The 16,531-nt window shown below is 72.3% G+C and carries 15 protein-coding genes; 12 read left to right on the top strand and 3 right to left on the bottom strand.

Annotated features, from left to right (window positions below):
* Positions 1–7: 7 nt before the first annotated feature.
* The 11 genes from pdxT (at position 8) to GQ466_RS26045 (ending at position 11,644) form a co-directional block, all read left to right on the top strand.
* Positions 8–625 carry a pyridoxal 5'-phosphate synthase glutaminase subunit PdxT gene (gene pdxT, locus GQ466_RS26095; RefSeq protein ID WP_161105675.1) on the top strand — a complete coding sequence of 206 codons (618 nt, stop codon included), beginning with the start codon at positions 8–10 and terminating at the stop codon, positions 623–625.
* A gap of 3 nt (positions 626–628) precedes the next feature.
* Positions 629–1,381, top strand: a complete 753-nt coding sequence (locus GQ466_RS26090; RefSeq protein WP_161105674.1) for a YebC/PmpR family DNA-binding transcriptional regulator — start codon at positions 629–631, stop codon at positions 1,379–1,381.
* A gap of 69 nt (positions 1,382–1,450) precedes the next feature.
* Positions 1,451–2,596, top strand: coding sequence for a GNAT family N-acetyltransferase (locus GQ466_RS26085; RefSeq protein WP_161105673.1), 1,146 nt, complete (start codon positions 1,451–1,453; stop codon positions 2,594–2,596).
* 74 nt (positions 2,597–2,670) lie between these two features.
* A complete protein-coding gene (ruvC, locus tag GQ466_RS26080; protein ID WP_161105672.1) occupies positions 2,671–3,210 on the top strand; it encodes a crossover junction endodeoxyribonuclease RuvC in 540 nt (179 codons plus the stop codon).
* Positions 3,207–3,806, top strand: coding sequence for a Holliday junction branch migration protein RuvA (gene ruvA / locus GQ466_RS26075; RefSeq protein WP_161105671.1), 600 nt, complete (start codon positions 3,207–3,209; stop codon positions 3,804–3,806). The genes ruvC and ruvA overlap by 4 nt, the downstream gene beginning before the upstream one ends.
* Complete coding sequence (ruvB, locus tag GQ466_RS26070) at positions 3,803–4,861, top strand: Holliday junction branch migration DNA helicase RuvB (RefSeq protein WP_161105670.1); 1,059 nt, start codon at positions 3,803–3,805, stop codon at positions 4,859–4,861. The genes ruvA and ruvB overlap by 4 nt, the downstream gene beginning before the upstream one ends.
* A 148-nt stretch (positions 4,862–5,009) precedes the next feature.
* Positions 5,010–5,471: a preprotein translocase subunit YajC gene (gene yajC / locus GQ466_RS26065; RefSeq protein WP_337193633.1), complete on the top strand. Its 462-nt coding sequence runs from the start codon at positions 5,010–5,012 to the stop codon at positions 5,469–5,471.
* A gap of 97 nt (positions 5,472–5,568) precedes the next feature.
* The gene (gene secD / locus GQ466_RS26060; protein ID WP_337193632.1) at positions 5,569–7,311 is read left to right on the top strand and encodes a protein translocase subunit SecD; all 1,743 of its coding nucleotides are present in this window, start codon (positions 5,569–5,571) and stop codon (positions 7,309–7,311) included.
* Positions 7,312–7,313: 2 nt separating this feature from the next.
* Positions 7,314–8,474: a protein translocase subunit SecF gene (gene secF, locus GQ466_RS26055; protein ID WP_161105762.1), complete on the top strand. Its 1,161-nt coding sequence runs from the start codon at positions 7,314–7,316 to the stop codon at positions 8,472–8,474.
* Positions 8,475–8,564: 90 nt separating this feature from the next.
* A complete protein-coding gene (locus tag GQ466_RS26050) occupies positions 8,565–9,089 on the top strand; it encodes an adenine phosphoribosyltransferase (RefSeq protein WP_161105669.1) in 525 nt (174 codons plus the stop codon).
* Positions 9,090–9,469: 380 nt separating this feature from the next.
* Entirely contained in the window at positions 9,470–11,644 is a 2,175-nt protein-coding gene (locus tag GQ466_RS26045) for a RelA/SpoT family protein (protein ID WP_237418405.1), read from the top strand.
* A 90-nt stretch (positions 11,645–11,734) separates the two neighbouring features.
* Here the strand turns inward: GQ466_RS26045 and aspS are convergent, their stop codons facing one another.
* From aspS to GQ466_RS26030, 3 genes are read right to left on the bottom strand one after another with little or no spacing between them, the layout of a single operon-like run.
* The gene (aspS, locus tag GQ466_RS26040; RefSeq protein WP_161105667.1) at positions 11,735–13,489 is read right to left on the bottom strand and encodes an aspartate--tRNA ligase; all 1,755 of its coding nucleotides are present in this window, start codon (positions 13,487–13,489) and stop codon (positions 11,735–11,737) included.
* Entirely contained in the window at positions 13,486–14,754 is a 1,269-nt protein-coding gene (gene hisS / locus GQ466_RS26035) for a histidine--tRNA ligase (RefSeq protein ID WP_161105666.1), read from the bottom strand. Before hisS ends, aspS begins: the two co-directional genes overlap by 4 nt.
* A gap of 6 nt (positions 14,755–14,760) precedes the next feature.
* On the bottom strand, positions 14,761–15,456 hold the full coding sequence (locus GQ466_RS26030; protein WP_161105665.1) for an MBL fold metallo-hydrolase: 696 nt from the start codon (positions 15,454–15,456) through the stop codon (positions 14,761–14,763).
* A gap of 236 nt (positions 15,457–15,692) precedes the next feature.
* On the opposite strand from GQ466_RS26030, the gene GQ466_RS26025 reads away from it, so the two are divergent.
* A complete protein-coding gene (locus tag GQ466_RS26025; RefSeq protein ID WP_161105664.1) occupies positions 15,693–16,466 on the top strand; it encodes a peptidylprolyl isomerase in 774 nt (257 codons plus the stop codon).
* Positions 16,467–16,531 lie beyond the last annotated feature (65 nt).

Raw genomic sequence — 16,531 nt, 5'->3', positions numbered from 1 at the left:
GGGTGACATGGGGGCTGAGCCCACGATCGGGGTCCTCGCGCTGCAAGGGGACGTGCGCGAGCACGCGCGGGCGCTGGAGAGCGCCGGGGCGCGCGCCGTCGCGGTCCGCCGGCCCGCGGAGCTGGAGCGCGTGGACGGGCTGGTGATCCCCGGCGGGGAGTCCACGACGATCGGCAAGCTGGCGCGGGCGTTCGACCTGCTGGAACCGCTGCGCAAGCGGGTCGAGGCCGGGATGCCCGCCTACGGGTCGTGCGCCGGGATGATCCTGCTCGCCGACCGCGTCGAGGACGGCGCCGCGGGCCAGGAGACGATCGGCGGCATCGACATGACCGTCCGCCGCAACGCCTTCGGCCGCCAGGTCGACTCGTTCGAGGCGCCGGTCGGGCTCGCGGGCATGGGCGACGACCCCTACCACGCCGTTTTCATCCGCGCCCCCTGGGTGGAGCGCGTCGGCGGCGGCGTGGAGGTCCTCGGTCGTGCGGAGAGCGGCCCGGACGTCGATAGGATCGTCGCCGTCCGTCAAGGCCGCCTCATGGCGACCGCGTTCCATCCCGAGCTGACGGACGACCACCGCGTGCACCATTACTTCGCCGAGCTGGTGCGCCGGGCGACGGAGGAGGAGTAACGCATGTCCGGCCACTCCAAGTGGGCGACGACCAAGCACAAGAAGGCCGCGCTGGACGCCAAGCGCGGCAAGCTGTTCGCCAAGCTGATCAAGAACGTCGAGGTCGCGGCGCGCACGGGCGGCGGCGACCCCGACGCCAACCCGACGCTCTACGACGCCATCTACAAGGCGAAGAAGAACTCCGTCCCGAACGACAACATCGAGCGCGCGCGCAAGCGCGGCGCCGGTGAGGAGGCCGGGGGCGCGGACTGGCAGACGATCACCTACGAGGGCTACGCGCCCGGCGGCGTCGCGGTGCTCATCGAGTGCCTGACCGACAACCGCAACCGCGCGGCCTCGGAGGTGCGCGTCGCGCTGACCCGCAACGGCGGCTCGCTCGCCGACCCGGGTTCGGTGGCGTACATGTTCAACCGCAAGGGCGTCGTGGTGGTGCCGAAGAAGGGCACCAGCGAGGACGACGTCATGCTGGCGGTCCTGGAGGCGGGCGCCGAGGAGGTCAACGACCTCGGCGAGGAGTTCGAGGTCGTCTCCGAGGCGGGCGACCTGCTCGCCGTGCGCACCGCGCTGCAGGAGGCGGGCATCGACTACGACTCGGCGGAGAGCAAGTTCCTGCCGACGATGACCGTCCCGCTGGACGAGGAGAACGCCCGCAAGGTGTTCCGGCTGATGGACGCCCTGGAGGACTCCGACGACGTCCAGGAGATCTACGCCAACTTCGACGTGAGCGACGACGTCCTGGCCGCGCTCGACGCCTGATCCGGCCGCGCACCGGCCGCCGCCCTGGAGCGGCGGCCGTGGTGTTTTCGTCCGGATACGGTGTGGATCATGCATATTCGGGCGTTGACGGTCGAGGAGTTCGCGGCGACACGGGAGCAGCGCCGCCAGGCGTTCGGCCCGCTGCCGGACGACGAGTGGGAGCGGCTCCTGGTGCGCGCCCGGCCGGGCATCGACGCCGGCCGCGCCCTCGGCGGGTTCGTCGCCGGACAGATCGTCGCGACCGCCTACCTCCACGACCAGATCCAGTGGTGGCACGGCCGGTCGCTGCGGCTCGGCGGCCTCAGCGGCGTGACCGTCGCGGCGGAGGCCCGCGGCCGGGGCTACGGCCGGGCCATCGCCACCGCCGCGTTGGACCGGTGCAAGGAGCTGGGCTTCCCGCTGTCGATGCTCTATCCGGCGACGACGTCCCTGTACCGGGCGCTCGGCTGGGAGCACGGCGGCGGCCTGGACGAGGTGAGCCTCGACCCCGACGCGCTGCGGAGCCTGCGCGCCGAGCCGGTCGACGTCCGCCGCGTCGGGCCGGACGACGCGGCCGAGGTCGCCGCGACGGTCGCCCGCGTCCACCGCGAGGCGCGCGACTGCGGACCCATCGGCTGGGACACCGAACGGTGGCGGTCGTTCCTCAGCGAACCGAACCATGACGCCTACCTCGCCGAGGACGGGTTCCTGACCTTCCACTGGCAGGACGAGGGCGAGATCCGCGTGAACAAGGCCGTCGCCGTCTCCGAGCGGACGACCCGCGCGCTGTGGGCGATCGTCGGGTCCGGCTCCACGACGGCCGACCGCGTCACGGCGCTGCTGGCGGCGCACGACCCGGTGCTGTGGGCGATCCCGCAGCGGTTCTCCGACCGCGTCCGCCGGGTCCGCTGGATGCTGCGCGTCGTGGACGCGCCCGCCGCCGTAGCCGGGCGGGGCTTCCCGCCGGGCGTCGCCGCGTCCGTCCCGCTGCGCCTGGACGACCCGGACGTGCCGGGCAACACCGGCGACTGGCGGCTGACCGTCGCGGACGGCTCCGGCGTGCTCGAACCGGCCCCCGCGACGTCCGGCGCCCTGCGGCTCGGGCCGGGCGCGTTCGCGGCCCTGTACAGCGGCGTGCCGTCGGCGACGCTGCGCCGCGCCGGGCGCCTGGACCGCGACGAACCGGTCCTGGACGCGGTGTTCGCCGCCGACGCCCACGCCCTCGACTTCTTCTGAGCGGACCGTTCCGCGCGCGTGTCCGTCCCGTCCGGTAGCGTGGCCCGGGCCGAACAGATGATCGAGGGAGCGACGTGCGGGTGATGGGGGTCGACCCGGGCCTGACCCGTTGCGGCGTCGGCGTCGTGGAGGGCCTGCCCGGCCGTCCGCTGCGGCTCGTCCACGTCTCGGTCGTGCGGACCAGCCCGGACGACGACGTCGCGCACCGGCTGCTCGGCGTCGAGCAGGGCCTGACGGCCGTGCTGGAGGAGTTCGCGCCCGACGCCGTCGCCGTGGAGCGGGTGTTCGCGCAGCACAACGTCAGCACCGTGATGGGCACGGCGCAGGCCGCCGGAGTGGCGATGCTCGCCGCCGCGCGGCGCGGGCTGCCCGTCGCGCTGCACACCCCGAGCGAGGCCAAGGCCGCCGTCACCGGCAACGGCCGCGCCGACAAGGCGCAGGTCACGAGCATGGTCACCCGGCTGCTGCGGCTGGACGCCGCGCCGCGCCCCGCCGACGCCGCCGACGCGCTCGCCCTCGCGATCTGCCACGTGTGGCGCGGCGCCGCGCAGTCCCGGCTGGACGCGGCCCGCCGCGCCGCCGTCCCGAGGAGCCGAGGAGGAACCGTCCAGTGATCGCCTTCGTGCGCGGCACGGTCGCCGCGTCCGGGCCGGACACGGCCGTCATCGACGTCGGCGGCGTCGGCTACGCCGTGCAGTGCGCCCCGGCGACGCTCGCGGGCCTGCGGGTGGGGGAGGAGGCCCGCGTCCCGACGTCGCTCGTCGTCCGCGAGGACTCGATGACGCTGTTCGGGTTCGCCGACGACGACGAGCGGCAGGTCTTCGAGCTGCTGCAGACCGCGAGCGGCGTCGGGCCGCGCCTGGCGCTGGCGATGCTCGCCGTGCACAGCCCGGACGCGCTGCGCGCCGCCGTCGCCGCCGAGGACCTGGCGGCCCTGACCCGCGTGCCCGGCATCGGCAAGAAGGGCGCGCAGCGGATCGTGCTGGAGCTGCGGGACCGGCTCGGCGCGCCGTCCGGCGGCCCGGCGGCCGTCCCCGCCCCGCGCGCGGCGGCCTGGCGCGACCAGGTCCAGGCGGGCCTGGTGAACCTCGGCTGGTCGGCCCGCGACGCCGACGCGGCCGTGGACGCCGTCGCCGCCGACCTCGGCGACGCCGACGTCCCGGCCGTCCCGGTCCTGCTCAAGGCGGCCCTCAAGAAGCTCAGTAAATGAGCGAACGGTTGATGGACTCGGGCGCTGAGGGGCCGGACGAGGAGGTCATCGAGGCGGCGCTGCGGCCCAAGCGGCTGGACGACTTCGTCGGGCAGGAGCGCGTGCGGGAACAGCTCGGGCTCGTCCTGCACAGCGCGCTGCGGCGGAGCCGGACGCCCGACCACGTGCTGCTGTCGGGCGGTCCCGGGCTCGGCAAGACGACGCTCGCCATGATCATTGCGGCGGAGCTGGGGCAGCCGCTGCGGGTCTCGTCCGGGCCGGCGATCGAGCGCGCGGGCGACCTCGCGGCGATCCTGTCCACGCTGGCGGAGGGCGAGGTCCTGTTCCTGGACGAGATCCACCGCATGGCGCGGCCCGCCGAAGAGATGCTGTACATGGCGATGGAGGACTTCCGCGTCGACGTCGTCGTCGGCAAGGGCCCCGGCGCCACCGCGATCCCGCTGGACATCGCCCCGTTCACGCTCGTCGGCGCCACCACGCGCGCCGGGATGCTGCCCGGCCCGCTGCGCGACCGGTTCGGGTTCGTCGCGCACATGGACTTCTACGGCCCCGAGGAGCTTGAGGTGATCGTCCGGCGGTCCGCGCGGCTGCTGGACGTGGAGATCACCGACGAGGGCGCCGCCGAGGTCGCGGGCCGGTCGCGCGGCACGCCCCGGATCGCGAACCGGCTGCTGCGCCGCGTCCGGGACTTCGCCGAGGTCCGCGCGGACGGCGTCGTCACCGCCGACCTCGCCCGCGCCGCCCTCGAACTCTACGAGGTGGACGAACGCGGCCTGGACCGGCTGGACCGCGCCGTCCTGCGGTCCCTGCTCGGCACCTTCGGCGGCGGCCCGGTCGGCCTGTCCACGCTGGCGGTGTCGGTGGGCGAGGAGCCCGAGACGGTCGAGGTCGTCGCCGAGCCGTTCCTCGTCCGGCAGGGCCTGCTGGCCCGCACGCCGCGCGGCCGGATCGCGACCCCGGCGGCCTGGGCGCACCTCGGCCTGACCCCGCCGCCGCCCCCCGGCGACGCCGGAACGCTGTTCGACGTCCCCGGCGAACCGCCCCCCGGCGGCTAGGGAACTCCCCGGGGCGGTCGCTCGTCATGTCGTTGCCGGGGTCTCGCATACTCTCTAGACTCCGGGACTTGGTCACGTCACCAGCCCACGGTCGAAGAGCCGATCAAGCGGACAGACTGGGCAAACCACATCGGAAGGAAGCCCTGCAGTGGGCAGCGACATGATTATTGCGTCGGGGAACTCTGGCGGCGGGGGCGGCTTCGGGCTGCTCATGCTGCTCGCCGTGCCCATCATCTTCTACTTCCTGCTGATCCGTCCGCAGAACCGGCGGCGCAAGGAGCAGCTCGGCCTGCAGAACTCGATCGAGCCCGGTGCGCACATCATCACCACCGCCGGGATGCACGCCACGGTCGTCTCCGTCGACGACGACGGCGTGGTCCTGGAGATCGCCCCCGGCGTGGAGGCCCGCTTCGTGAGGCAGGCCGTCATGCAGGTCGTCACCGAGGACGCCGACGAGGCGCTGGACGACGAGCCGGGCGAGGACGACGACGCGAAGATCGACCTGTCCAAGGACGACGCCAAGCACGACGCCGAGGAAACTCCCGGGGAGATGGACGGGGCCGGGGAGGCCGTGTCCACGGGCAAGGGCGCGGACAAGCCCTCGGCCTGACTGAGGCCGCTCGGTACAGGAACCAAGACGGGAAGTACGACGACCAGTGGCTTCGTCTCGTAGCACTCCATCCGCCCCAGGGCGCACCCTGCTCGCGTTGTTCGCGGTCCTCGCGGCCCTGATCGGCGTGATGTTCCTACAGGGGCGGACGACCCCCAAACTGGGGCTCGACCTCGCCGGCGGGACGACCGTGACGCTCACGGCCAAGACCGAACGGGGCAAGAACCCCCCGGCGTCGCAGATGGACCAGGCCATCAAGATCATTAACCAGCGGGTCAACGGTCTGGGCGTCTCCGACGCGGAGGTGGCCAAGCAGGGCAGCAACAACATCGTGGTGAACGTCCCCGGCGAGGGGCAGAGCCGGGTGGTCGGCCTCATCGGCACGACCGCCAAGCTCCAGTTCCGCCAGGTGTTCGCGGTGACCGACGGCCGGCCGATCCAGCTCAAGGGCGCGACGCCGGACAAGGGGGCCAAGCCGTCGGCGTCCCCGTCGGCGACCCCCAGCTCGTCGGTTTCGGCGTCCCCGTCGGCCACGCCGCGCGGCCGTGCGCTCAGTGGCGCGCTGGCGCTCCCGACGCCGCTGGCGTCCCCGTCGGCGACGACGAAGCCGTCCGGGAAGCCGTCCGCGAGCCCGTCGGCCACCCCGAGCGCGACGCCGACCCAGGCGCCGCCGACGCTGGCGGAGCTGAAGCAGGAGCTGGCGCTGCCCGCCGGGGTGAGCGACGACGTCGTCCGCCAGTTCGCGACGCAGAGCTGCTACGGGACCGACCGGCGCGCCGCGGGCTCCAACGACCCGAACCGCGCGTGGGTCGTGTCCTGCGACCAGCAGGAGGAGAGCGGCGCCTTCCGCAAGTACATCCTCGGACCGGTCGCCGTCCACGGCGAAGAGGTCGCCTCGGCCGACGCGATCGCCCCGAACGCCCAGAACGGCACGGCGAGCTGGTCGGTCGCGCTGAAGTTCAAGCACAAGGGCGCCGACCAGTTCGCCAAGGTCACCGGCGACGCCTACAAGGCCGCGTCCGGCAGCCCGCAGCGCCAGGTCGCGATCGTTCTGGACGGACAGGTCGTGTCCGCCCCGAGCATCGACAACGGCGCCATCGCGGGCGGCACCGCGAGCATCTACGGCTCGGCCGACAGCTTCACGCAGACCTACGCCAGCGACCTCGCCAACGTGCTCAAGTACGGCGCGCTGCCGCTGGAGTTCAAGCAGAGCTCCATCGACGAGGTGTCGTCCACGCTGGGCTCCGACCAGCTGCGCGGCGGCCTCATCGCGGGCGCGATCGGCTTGGTGCTGGTCGTCCTCTACTGCATGCTCTACTACCGGGGCCTCGGGCTCGTCGCGGTGTCCAGCCTGATCGTCGCGTCCGTGATCACCTACGTGTCGGTGGTCATCCTCGGCGAGAACGTCGGGTTCCGGCTGTCGCTCCCGCACATCATCGGCCTCATCGTGTCGATCGGCATCACCGCGGACTCGTTCATCGTCTACTTCGAACGGCTCCGCGACGAGCTGCGCGCCGGACGGCGGCTGCGGCCCTCGGTGGAGGCGGCCTGGAAGCGGGCGCGGCGCACGATCCTCGTCGCCGACGCGGTGACGTTCATCGCGGCGCTCGTCCTGTTCTTCCTCGCGGTCGGCGGCGTCGCGGGCTTCGCGTTCGCGATGGGCCTCACCACGCTCATCGACGTGGTCGTGGTCTTCTTCTTCACCAAGCCGCTCGTGACGCTGCTGTCCCGGACGTCGTTCTTCGGCCGCGGCCATCCGTGGTCCGGGCTGGACCCGCGTAAGCTGCACAAGGCCGAGCCCGCGACGGCCACGGCCCGCCCGACCGGTCAGGAGGCGTGAGCATGGCGCTCGGCGGAATGTTCTCCCGGATCTACCGGGGCGAGATCAGCGCCGACATCGTCGGCCGCCCGAAGCTCTGGTACTCGATCTCCGGGCTGCTGATCGCGCTGTCGGTCGTCGGCCTGCTGGTCCAGGGCCTGAACTTCGGCGTGGAGTTCAAGGGCGGATCGGTCTTCACCTTCAACGCGCCGCACCGGTCGATCGAGCAGGTGCGCAGCGCCGTCGAGCACGGCGGCGCGCACCAGGTCATCGTCCAGAAGGCCGGCGGCGACTGGCGGGCCACCACCGAGAGCATGCCCTCGGCGGAGGCCGCGAAGATCAAGAACACGGTCAGCCAGGAGCTCGGCATCCCGGCCGCGAAGGTCAGCACGCAGGTCGTCGGCGCCTCCTGGGGCGGCGAGATCTCCAAGAAGGCGTGGCAGGCGCTGGCCGTCTTCCTCCTGCTGATCATCCTCTACCTGTCGGTGGCGTTCGAGTGGCGGATGGCGCTGGCGGCGCTCGTCGCGCTCCTGCACGACCTCGTGATCACGGCGGGCGTGTACGCCTGGTCGGGCTTCGAGGTCACGCCCGCGACGCTGCTCGGGTTCCTGACGATCCTCGGCTACTCGCTGTACGACGCCGTCGTCGTGTTCGACATGATCAAGGAGGTCACCCGGCCGCTCACGCCGAACTCCAAGATCACCTACAGCGAGGCGGCGAACCGGGCGCTCAGCAGCACGCTGGTGCGCTCGCTGAACACCTCGCTGGTCGCGATCCTGCCGGTCGGCGCGATCCTGTTCATCGGGACGACGGTGTTCGGCGCGGGCACGCTCAAGGACCTGTCGCTCGCCCTGTTCGTCGGCATGATCGTCGGGACGTACTCCTCGATCTGCGTGGCGACGCCGCTGCTCGTCCAGCTCAAGGAGCGCGAGCCGCAGTTCCGCGAGCTGCGCGCCAACATCGCCCGCCGCGAGAACAGCGCCAAGCGGCAGGCCAAGGCGGCGCGCACGACCGTCCCGGCGGGCGGCGGCGGCGACGCGGCCGGCGACGACCCCGCCGAGCCCGCCGAGGGTGAGAAGCGGATCGACGTCGCGTCCGACGTGACGCTCCGCAAGGTCGTCCAGACCGGCCCCCGGCAGCAGCCCAAGCGGGGCACCCGGACCCAGCGCCGGAACTCGAAGTAGTCAGCGCGACCCGGCCGTGCCCGCGACCCCGCGGGCACGGCCGGCGCGCGTCAGGGACCCGGCGGCACGGCCGGGGGAGCAGGGAGCGCAGTGGACCTCGACGGCCTGATCAGGGACCGGATCCGCGACGTCGTCGACTACCCCAAGCCCGGGGTCGTCTTCAAGGACATCACGCCGCTGCTGGCGGACCACGTCGCGTTCGCCGGGGTGGTCGACGCGATCGTCAACCACCACGGGCGCGGCACCGTCGACAAGATCGTCGGAATCGAGGCGCGCGGGTTCATTCTGGCCGCGCCCATCGCCTACCACTTCGGCGCGGGATTCGTTCCGGTGCGCAAGAAGGGAAAACTGCCCTCGGCGACGTATGAACGGTCCTATGATCTGGAATACGGGACCGAGACGATCGAGGTCCACGCCGACGCGTTCACGCCCGGCGAGCGCGTCCTCATCGTGGACGACGTGCTCGCGACCGGGGGCACCGCGCGGGCGGCGGCCGACCTGGTCGCCCGGGGCGGCGCCGAGGTCGTCGGGCTGTCGGTTCTGATGGAGCTGTCCTTTCTGGGCGGTCGCGACCGGATCGGGAATCTGGACGTTCATTCCCTGGTTACGGTCTAGTACGAAAAGGCGCCGGATACACTGTCCGGTACCAGTGGTCCGGCGGGGACGGGCGCTCCCCGGGCGGAACAGGGCAGATCACGCGCCCGTCGTTGCGTTGGGGAGGCTGGGTGCCCGGTGAGGTGGTGTCGAGCGACGCGGTGACCCCCGCGCCGTCCGCGAACAGGCCCGGGCCGTCCGGCGGCCCCGGGGAGCGGACGGGCGGGCCGACCGCCGAGACCACCGCGCCCGTCCCGCCGTCCGATCCGGCGACCGATCCGGCGGCGGCGCAGGCCCCGCCGACCGACGACCCGTCCCGGCCGCAACCGGCCCCGATCCCGCCGTCCGCCGCACGGGTGCGCCGCAGGCTCGCGCGGCTGGGCGCGCAGCGGGGATCCGCCATGAACCCCGTCCTCGAACCCCTCATCAAGACCGTCCGGAACACGCATCCGAAGGCGGACGTCCGGCAGATCGAGCGCGCCTACGACGTGGCCGCGCACTATCACCGCGACCAGAAGCGCAAGAGCGGCGATCCGTACATCACGCATCCGCTGGCCGTCGCGACGATCCTCGCCGAGCTGGGCATGAACACCGAGACGGTCGTCGCGGCGCTGCTGCACGACACCGTCGAGGACACCGCGTACACGCTGGACGAGCTGCGCGGCGACTTCGGCGACGAGATCGCGGCGCTGGTGGACGGCGTCACCAAGCTCGACAAGGTCAAGTACGGCGACGCCGCCGAGGCCGAGACCGTCCGCAAGATGGTCGTGGCGATGGCCCGCGACATCCGCGTCCTCGTGATCAAGCTCGCGGACCGGCTGCACAACATGCGCACGCTGCGCTACATGCCGCGCCACAAGCAGGAGAAGAAGGCCCGCGAGACGCTGGAGGTCTTCGCCCCGCTCGCGCACCGGCTCGGGATGAACACGCTGAAATGGGAGCTGGAGGACCTGTCCTTCGCGACCCTGTACCCGAAGCGGTTCGACGAGATCGCCCGCCTGGTGTCCGAGCGCGCGCCGCGCCGCGACATCTTCCTGCAAGAGGTCATCGAGAACGTCTCGGCGGACCTGCGGGACTCCCGGATCAAGGCGACGGTCACCGGCCGTCCCAAGCACTACTACTCGATCTACCAGAAGATGATCGCCCGCGACGTCGGGTTCGACGACATCTACGACCTGGTCGGCATCCGGGTCCTGGTGGACAGCGTCCGCGACTGCTACGCGGCGCTCGGCACGATCCACGCGCGGTGGAACCCGGTGCCCGGCCGGTTCAAGGACTACATCGCGATGCCGAAGTTCAACATGTACCAGTCGCTGCACACGACGGTGATCGGGCCGGAGGGCAAGCCCGTCGAGCTGCAGATCCGGACGTGGGGGATGCACCGGCGCGCGGAGTACGGCGTCGCGGCGCACTGGAAGTACAAGGAGGAGACGGTCGGGGGCCGCCGGGCCGCCGACATGCAGTGGCTCCGCCAGCTCCTGGACTGGCAGAAGGAGACCGCCGACCCGGCCGAGTTCCTGGAGTCGCTGCGGTTCGACCTGTCGGTGTCGGAGGTGTTCGTCTTCACGCCGAAGGGCGACGTGATCGCGCTCCCGCAGGGCGCGACGCCGGTCGACTTCGCGTACGCGATCCACACCGAGGTCGGCAGCCGCTGCATCGGCGCGCGCGTCAACGGACGGCTCGTGCCGCTCGAGTCCACGCTCGACAACGGCGACACGGTCGAGGTGTTCACGTCCAAGTCGCCGGACGCCGGGCCCAGCCGGGACTGGCTGAACTTCGTCAAGAGCGCCCGCGCCCGCAACAAGATCCGGCACTGGTTCTCCAAGGAGCGCCGCGACACCGCGATCGAGTCCGGCAAGGACGCGATCGCGCGCGCGATGCGCAAGCAGAGCATGCCGCTGCAGCGGATGATGTCGGGGGAGGCGCTGCTGGCGCTGGCCCGCGACATGCGCTACCCGGACGTGTCGTCGCTGTACGCGGCCGTCGGCGAGAACCAGGTGTCGGCGCAGAACGTCGTGCAGCGCCTGGTGGACGCGCTCGGCGGCCCGGAGAGCGCCGACGAGGACCTCGCCGAGATCGCGCTGCCGACGCGCCGCAAGCGGACCCGTCCCGCCGGCGACCCCGGCGTCGTCGTCGCGGGCGACCCGGACGTGTGGGTGCGGCTGTCGCGCTGCTGCACGCCCGTCCCCGGCGACGACATCGTCGGCTTCGTGACGCGCGGGCACGGCGTCTCGGTGCACCGGGCGGACTGCTCGAACGTGGCGAGCCTGCGCGCCCAGCCGGATCGGCTCATCGACGTGAAGTGGTCGCCCGGCGAGGACTCGGTGTTCCTCGTCGCGATCCAGGTCGAGGCGCTGGACCGGCCGCGCCTGCTGTCGGACGTGACGCGCGTCCTGTCCGACCAGCACGTGAACATCCTGTCGGCGTCGGTCACCACCACGCGCGACCGCGTGGCGGTCAGCCGCTTCACGTTCGAGATGGGCGACCCGAAGCACCTGGGCCACGTCCTGAAGGCCGTCCGCTCGATCGACGGCGTGTACGACGTCTACCGCATCACCAGCGGCACCAACCGCTGACCCCGTCGCGGCGCTCGCCTGGCGGCTCGCGCCGCGACGGGGGACGTGCTCGCGCGCGAGCTGGATCCGTCCCCCGTCGCGGCGGGTGGGTCAGTCTTTTTCGGCGAAGGGGTCGGCGTCGATGCCGGCCTCGGCGCGCTGTTTGGCGGTGATCGGGGTGGGGGCGGCGGTCAGCGGGTCGTAGGCGGACGCCGCCTTCGGGAAGGCGATCACGTCGCGGATCGAGGACTCGCCGGCCAGCAGCATCACGACGCGGTCCCAGCCGAAGGCGATGCCGCCGTGCGGGGGCGGGCCGAACTTGAAGGCTTCCAGCAGGAAGCCGAACTGGGACTCGGCCTCCTCCTTGGACAGGCCGAGGACGTCGAACACGCGCTGCTGCATCTCCGCGCGGTGGATGCGCAGGGAGCCGCCGCCGATCTCGCTGCCGTTGCAGACGATGTCGTAGGCGTCGGCGAGCGCGCTGCCCGGGTCGTCGTGGAACGTGTCGGCGTAGGCGGCCTTCGGCGCGGTGAACGGGTGGTGGACGGCCGTCCAGCCGACCTGCTCGCCGCGCTCGTCCTCGACGGGTTCGAAGACCGGTGCGTCCACGACCCAGACGAACGCCCACGCGGACTCGTCGACGAGGTCGCGGCGGCGGCCGATCTCCAGCCGGGCCGCGCCGAGCAGTTCCTGCGTGGCGTGGCGCTTGCCGGCGCCGAAGAAGATCGCGTCGCCGGGGGCCGCGCCGGTCGCGGCGGCGAGGCCGGCCTTCTCGGCGTCGGAGAGGTTCTTGGCGACGGGGCCGCCGAGCGTCCCGTCCTCCTGGACGAGCACGTACGCGAGGCCGCGCGCCCCCCGCGCCTTCGCCCAGTCCTGCCAGGCGTCCAGCTCCTTGCGGGTCTGCGCCGCGCCGCCCGGCATGACGACCGCGCCCACGTACGGCGCCTGGAAGACGCGGAAGGACGTGTCCGCGAAGTAGGACGTCATGTCGGTCAGTTCGAGGCCGAACCGCAGGTCGGGCTTGTCCGAGCCGTACCGGGCCATCGCGTCGGCGTAGGTGATGTGGGGGATCGGACGCGGGATCTCGTAGCCCGCGACGTCCTTCCACAGCCGCGCGACGAGGTCCTCGGCGACGCGCAGCACGTCCGCCTGCTCCACGAACGACATCTCGATGTCGATCTGGGTGAACTCCGGCTGCCGGTCGGCGCGGAAGTCCTCGTCGCGGTAGCAGCGGGCGATCTGGTAGTAGCGCTCCAGTCCGCCGACCATGAGGAGCTGCTTGAACAGCTGCGGCGACTGCGGCAGCGCGTACCAGCGGCCGGGCTGCAGCCGGACCGGGACGAGGAAGTCGCGCGCGCCCTCGGGGGTGGAGCGGGTCAGCGTCGGCGTCTCGACGTTCACGAACCCGTGCCCGTCCAGCACGTCGTGGACGATGAACGACGCCCGCGACCGGATCCGCAGCGCGTTCGCGACGGCCTCGCGCCGGATGTCGAGGTATCGGTACTTGAGCCGGATCTCTTCGTTGACGTTGACGTCGCCCTCGATCGGGAACGGCAGCGGCGCCGCCTCCGACAGCACCTCGATCTCCGTCGCGACGACCTCGATGTCGCCGGTCGGCAGCTCGGGGTTCTCGTTGCCGACGGGCCGGATCCGGACCTCGCCGGTGACCCGGACGCAGTACTCCGACCGCAGGTCGTGGGCGGCGTCCTCCTCGCGGAAGACGACCTGGGCGGTGCCGGACGCGTCGCGCAGGTCGATGAAGGTGACGCCGCCGTGGTCGCGGCGCCGCGCCACCCACCCGGCCAGCGTCACCGGCTGCCCGGCGTGCTCCCGGCGGAGCGTCCCCGCCTCGTGCGAGCGGATCATTCGGAAAGCCTTTCCCTCAGCGTCGATGTGATGTCGGTCAGCGGGACGGCGGTCTGGTCCCCGGTGGCCAGCTCCTTGAGCTGCGCCTCGCCGCCCGCGATATCTCGGTCGCCGAGGATCACCGCGTAGGCCGCGCCGGACCGGTCGGCGTCCTTCATCGCGCCCTTGAGCCGCTTGCCGCCGAACGCCATGTCGGCGGCGATCCCGGCCTCGCGCAGCTCGTCCACCAGCGTGAACATCCGCCGCTCCGCGGCCTCGCCGAGCGCGACGCCGAACACCTCGCAGCGGGGCTTGCCGGCGAACGCCGAGCCCTCGGCCTCCAGCGCCAGGATCGTGCGGTCCAGGCCGAGCCCGAAGCCGATGCCGGGCAGCGGCGGGCCGCCGATGTCCTCCGACAGCCCGTCGTAGCGTCCGCCGCCGCCGATGCCCGACTGCGCGCCGAGCAGCGGGTGGTCGAACTCGTAGGTCGTGCGGGTGTAGTAGTCGAGGCCGCGCACCAGGCGGGGCTCGTCCTCCCAGGCGACGCCGAGGTCGGCGAGCAGCGCGCGGACGCGGTCGTGGTACTCCTTGCACGCCGCGCACAGGTGGTCGGCCATGAGCGGCGCGTCGGCGACCTGCGCCCGGACGTCGGGGCGCTTGTCGTCCAGGACGCGCAGCGGGTTGATCTCGACGCGGGCGCGGGTGGCCTCGTCCAGGTCCAGCCCGCGCAGGAAGTCCTGGAGGACGGCCCGGTACACCGGACGGCACTCCTTGCAGCCCAGCGAGTTCAGCAGCAACCGCACCTGGGTGAGCCCGAGCGAGCGGTACCAGCGGGCCGCGAGCGCGATCGTCTCGGCGTCGACCTGCGGGTCCTCGGTGCCGATCGCCTCCAGGTCGAGCTGGTAGAACTGCCGGTACCGGCCCTGTTGCGGACGCTCGGCGCGGAACACCGGCCCGGCCGTCCACACCTTGACCGGCAGCCCGCCCTGGCGGTGCAGGTTGTGCTCCAGGACGGCGCGCAGCACGGTCGCGGTGAACTCCGGCCGCAGCGTCAGCGACCGGCCGCCCCGGTCCTCGAAGGTGTACATCTCCTTGCTGACGACGTCGGTGGACTCCCCGACGCCGCGCCGGAACAGGTCGGTGTCCTCGAAGACGGCCAGTTCCAGGTAGCCGTACCCGGCGCGGCGGGCGCGCTCGGCGAACGCGTCGCGGATCGCGGCGAACCGCTCGGCGCGCGGCGGGACGTATTCACTGACCCCCTTGGGGGCCTGGAAGCTCGAACTCACGGTCGATCAGAATCCCTTGTCCGGCCCGTCGGCGGGCGCCAGCTCCGCCAGGAACGGGTTCGTCGTGCGCTCGCGGCCGATCGTGGTCTGCGGGCCGTGGCCGGGCAGGACGACGGTCGTGTCGGGCAGCGTCAGGCACACCCGCGACAGGCTCGCGAGGATCTCGTCGTAGGAGCCGCCGGGCAGGTCGGTGCGGCCGATCGACCCGGCGAAAAGCAGGTCGCCGGTGAACATGACGTCCGGAATGTCGGCGGCGGCGGGCGTCCGGAACGTCACCGAGCCCGGCGTGTGGCCGGGGGCGTGGTCGACGGTGAACCGGAGCCCCGCGAGGTCCAGCTCGGCGCCGTCGGCGAGTTCGCGGACGTCGTCGGGCTCGCTCAGCGTCAGGCCGCCGAACAGCTCCTGGCCGGGGTTCAGCGACAGGCCCTTGGCGGGATCGGTGAGCAGGTCCCGGTCATCGGGATGGATCCAGGCGGGGACGTCCTTGGCGCCGCACACCGGCGCGACCGACCAGACGTGGTCGAGGTGCCCGTGGGTGAGCAGCACGGCGACCGGCTTGAGCCGGTGCTCGCGCAGGACGTCGTCGATCCCGCCCGCGGCGTCCTCGCCGGGGTCGATGATCACGCACTCCGCGCCCGCCTCGGGCGCCACGACGTAGCAGTTCGCGGCGAACGATCCGGCGGGGAACCCGGCGACGAGCACGGTCGTCCTTTCCTAGGGCCGATCTGGGGCGAGTCCGGCGCCGCCGGTCTCCTCCGACCGCGGGCCTCGCGCCGCCCGGGACGGGCTCTGCCGCCGTCCGGGCGCGGTGTCACCGAGCGTACCGGCGCGACGGTCGCGACCGCGAACGAGATCCCGTGATCGCCGTGTCGGGGCGGTCCGCCGGTACCGCTACTATGCGCTGCACGTTCATTGATCGCGGCGAGAGGGCAGGGCACGTGGCGGGGAAGGACCGCAAGAAGCAGCTCGCACGGCAGCGCTATGAGCGCCAGCAGCAGCGGCTGGAGGCCGAGCGGGCCAGAGCCCGTCGCGTCAAGATCATTTCGGCCGGGGCGGTGGCCGTCGTGGTCGCCGCCGGGGGCGCCGCGCTGGTCGTGCTCACCGGCGGGGACGACAAGAAGGCCGAGGCCAAGGGCAAGCCGGGCGAGTGCGACTACCGGGCCGCCGCGGGCGACGCCGGGGCGCCGAAGGGCCTCGGCAAGCCGTCGGCCAAGCCGCTCTACCACGGGACCGTCCAGGCGACGATCAAGACGAGCCAGGGCGACATCGGGCTGGCGCTGGACGGCGCGAAGGCGCCCTGCGCGACGAACTCCTTCGCGTTCCTGGCGAAGAAGGGCTACTGGAAGAACAGCCACTGCCACCGTCTGTCGACCGGCGCGGGGCTGAAGATGCTCCAGTGCGGCGACCCGACGGGAACGGGCAGCGGCGGTCCCGGTTACCAGTTCGACAACGAGAACACGACCGGCGCGAAATACACCAAGGGAACGCTGGCGATGGCCAATGCCGGTCCCGGGACGAACGGAAGCCAGTTCTTCCTCGTCTACGGGGACTCGCAGCTCACGCCCGACTACACGGTGTTGGGAAAGATCACCTCGGGTATCGAGAAGCTGCAGGCGGTCGCGGACGCGGGCATCGCCAAGAAGGGCGCCGACGGCACCGGCGAGCCGAAGAAGAAGGTCACGATCCAGGACGTCACGATCGCCGGGAATTAGGCGTTCGGGATACTAAGGTGTGGAGCGTCTTGGGTCCGTGATCTCCACCGGGCCCGCGAATCAGG

The organism is Actinomadura rayongensis (assembly GCF_009831215.1).
In the GTDB taxonomy this organism is placed as follows: Bacteria; Actinomycetota; Actinomycetes; order Streptosporangiales; family Streptosporangiaceae; genus Spirillospora; species Spirillospora rayongensis.
Note: the sequence above shows the minus strand (reverse complement) of the source record. Positions and strands in the feature narration are given on the sequence as shown.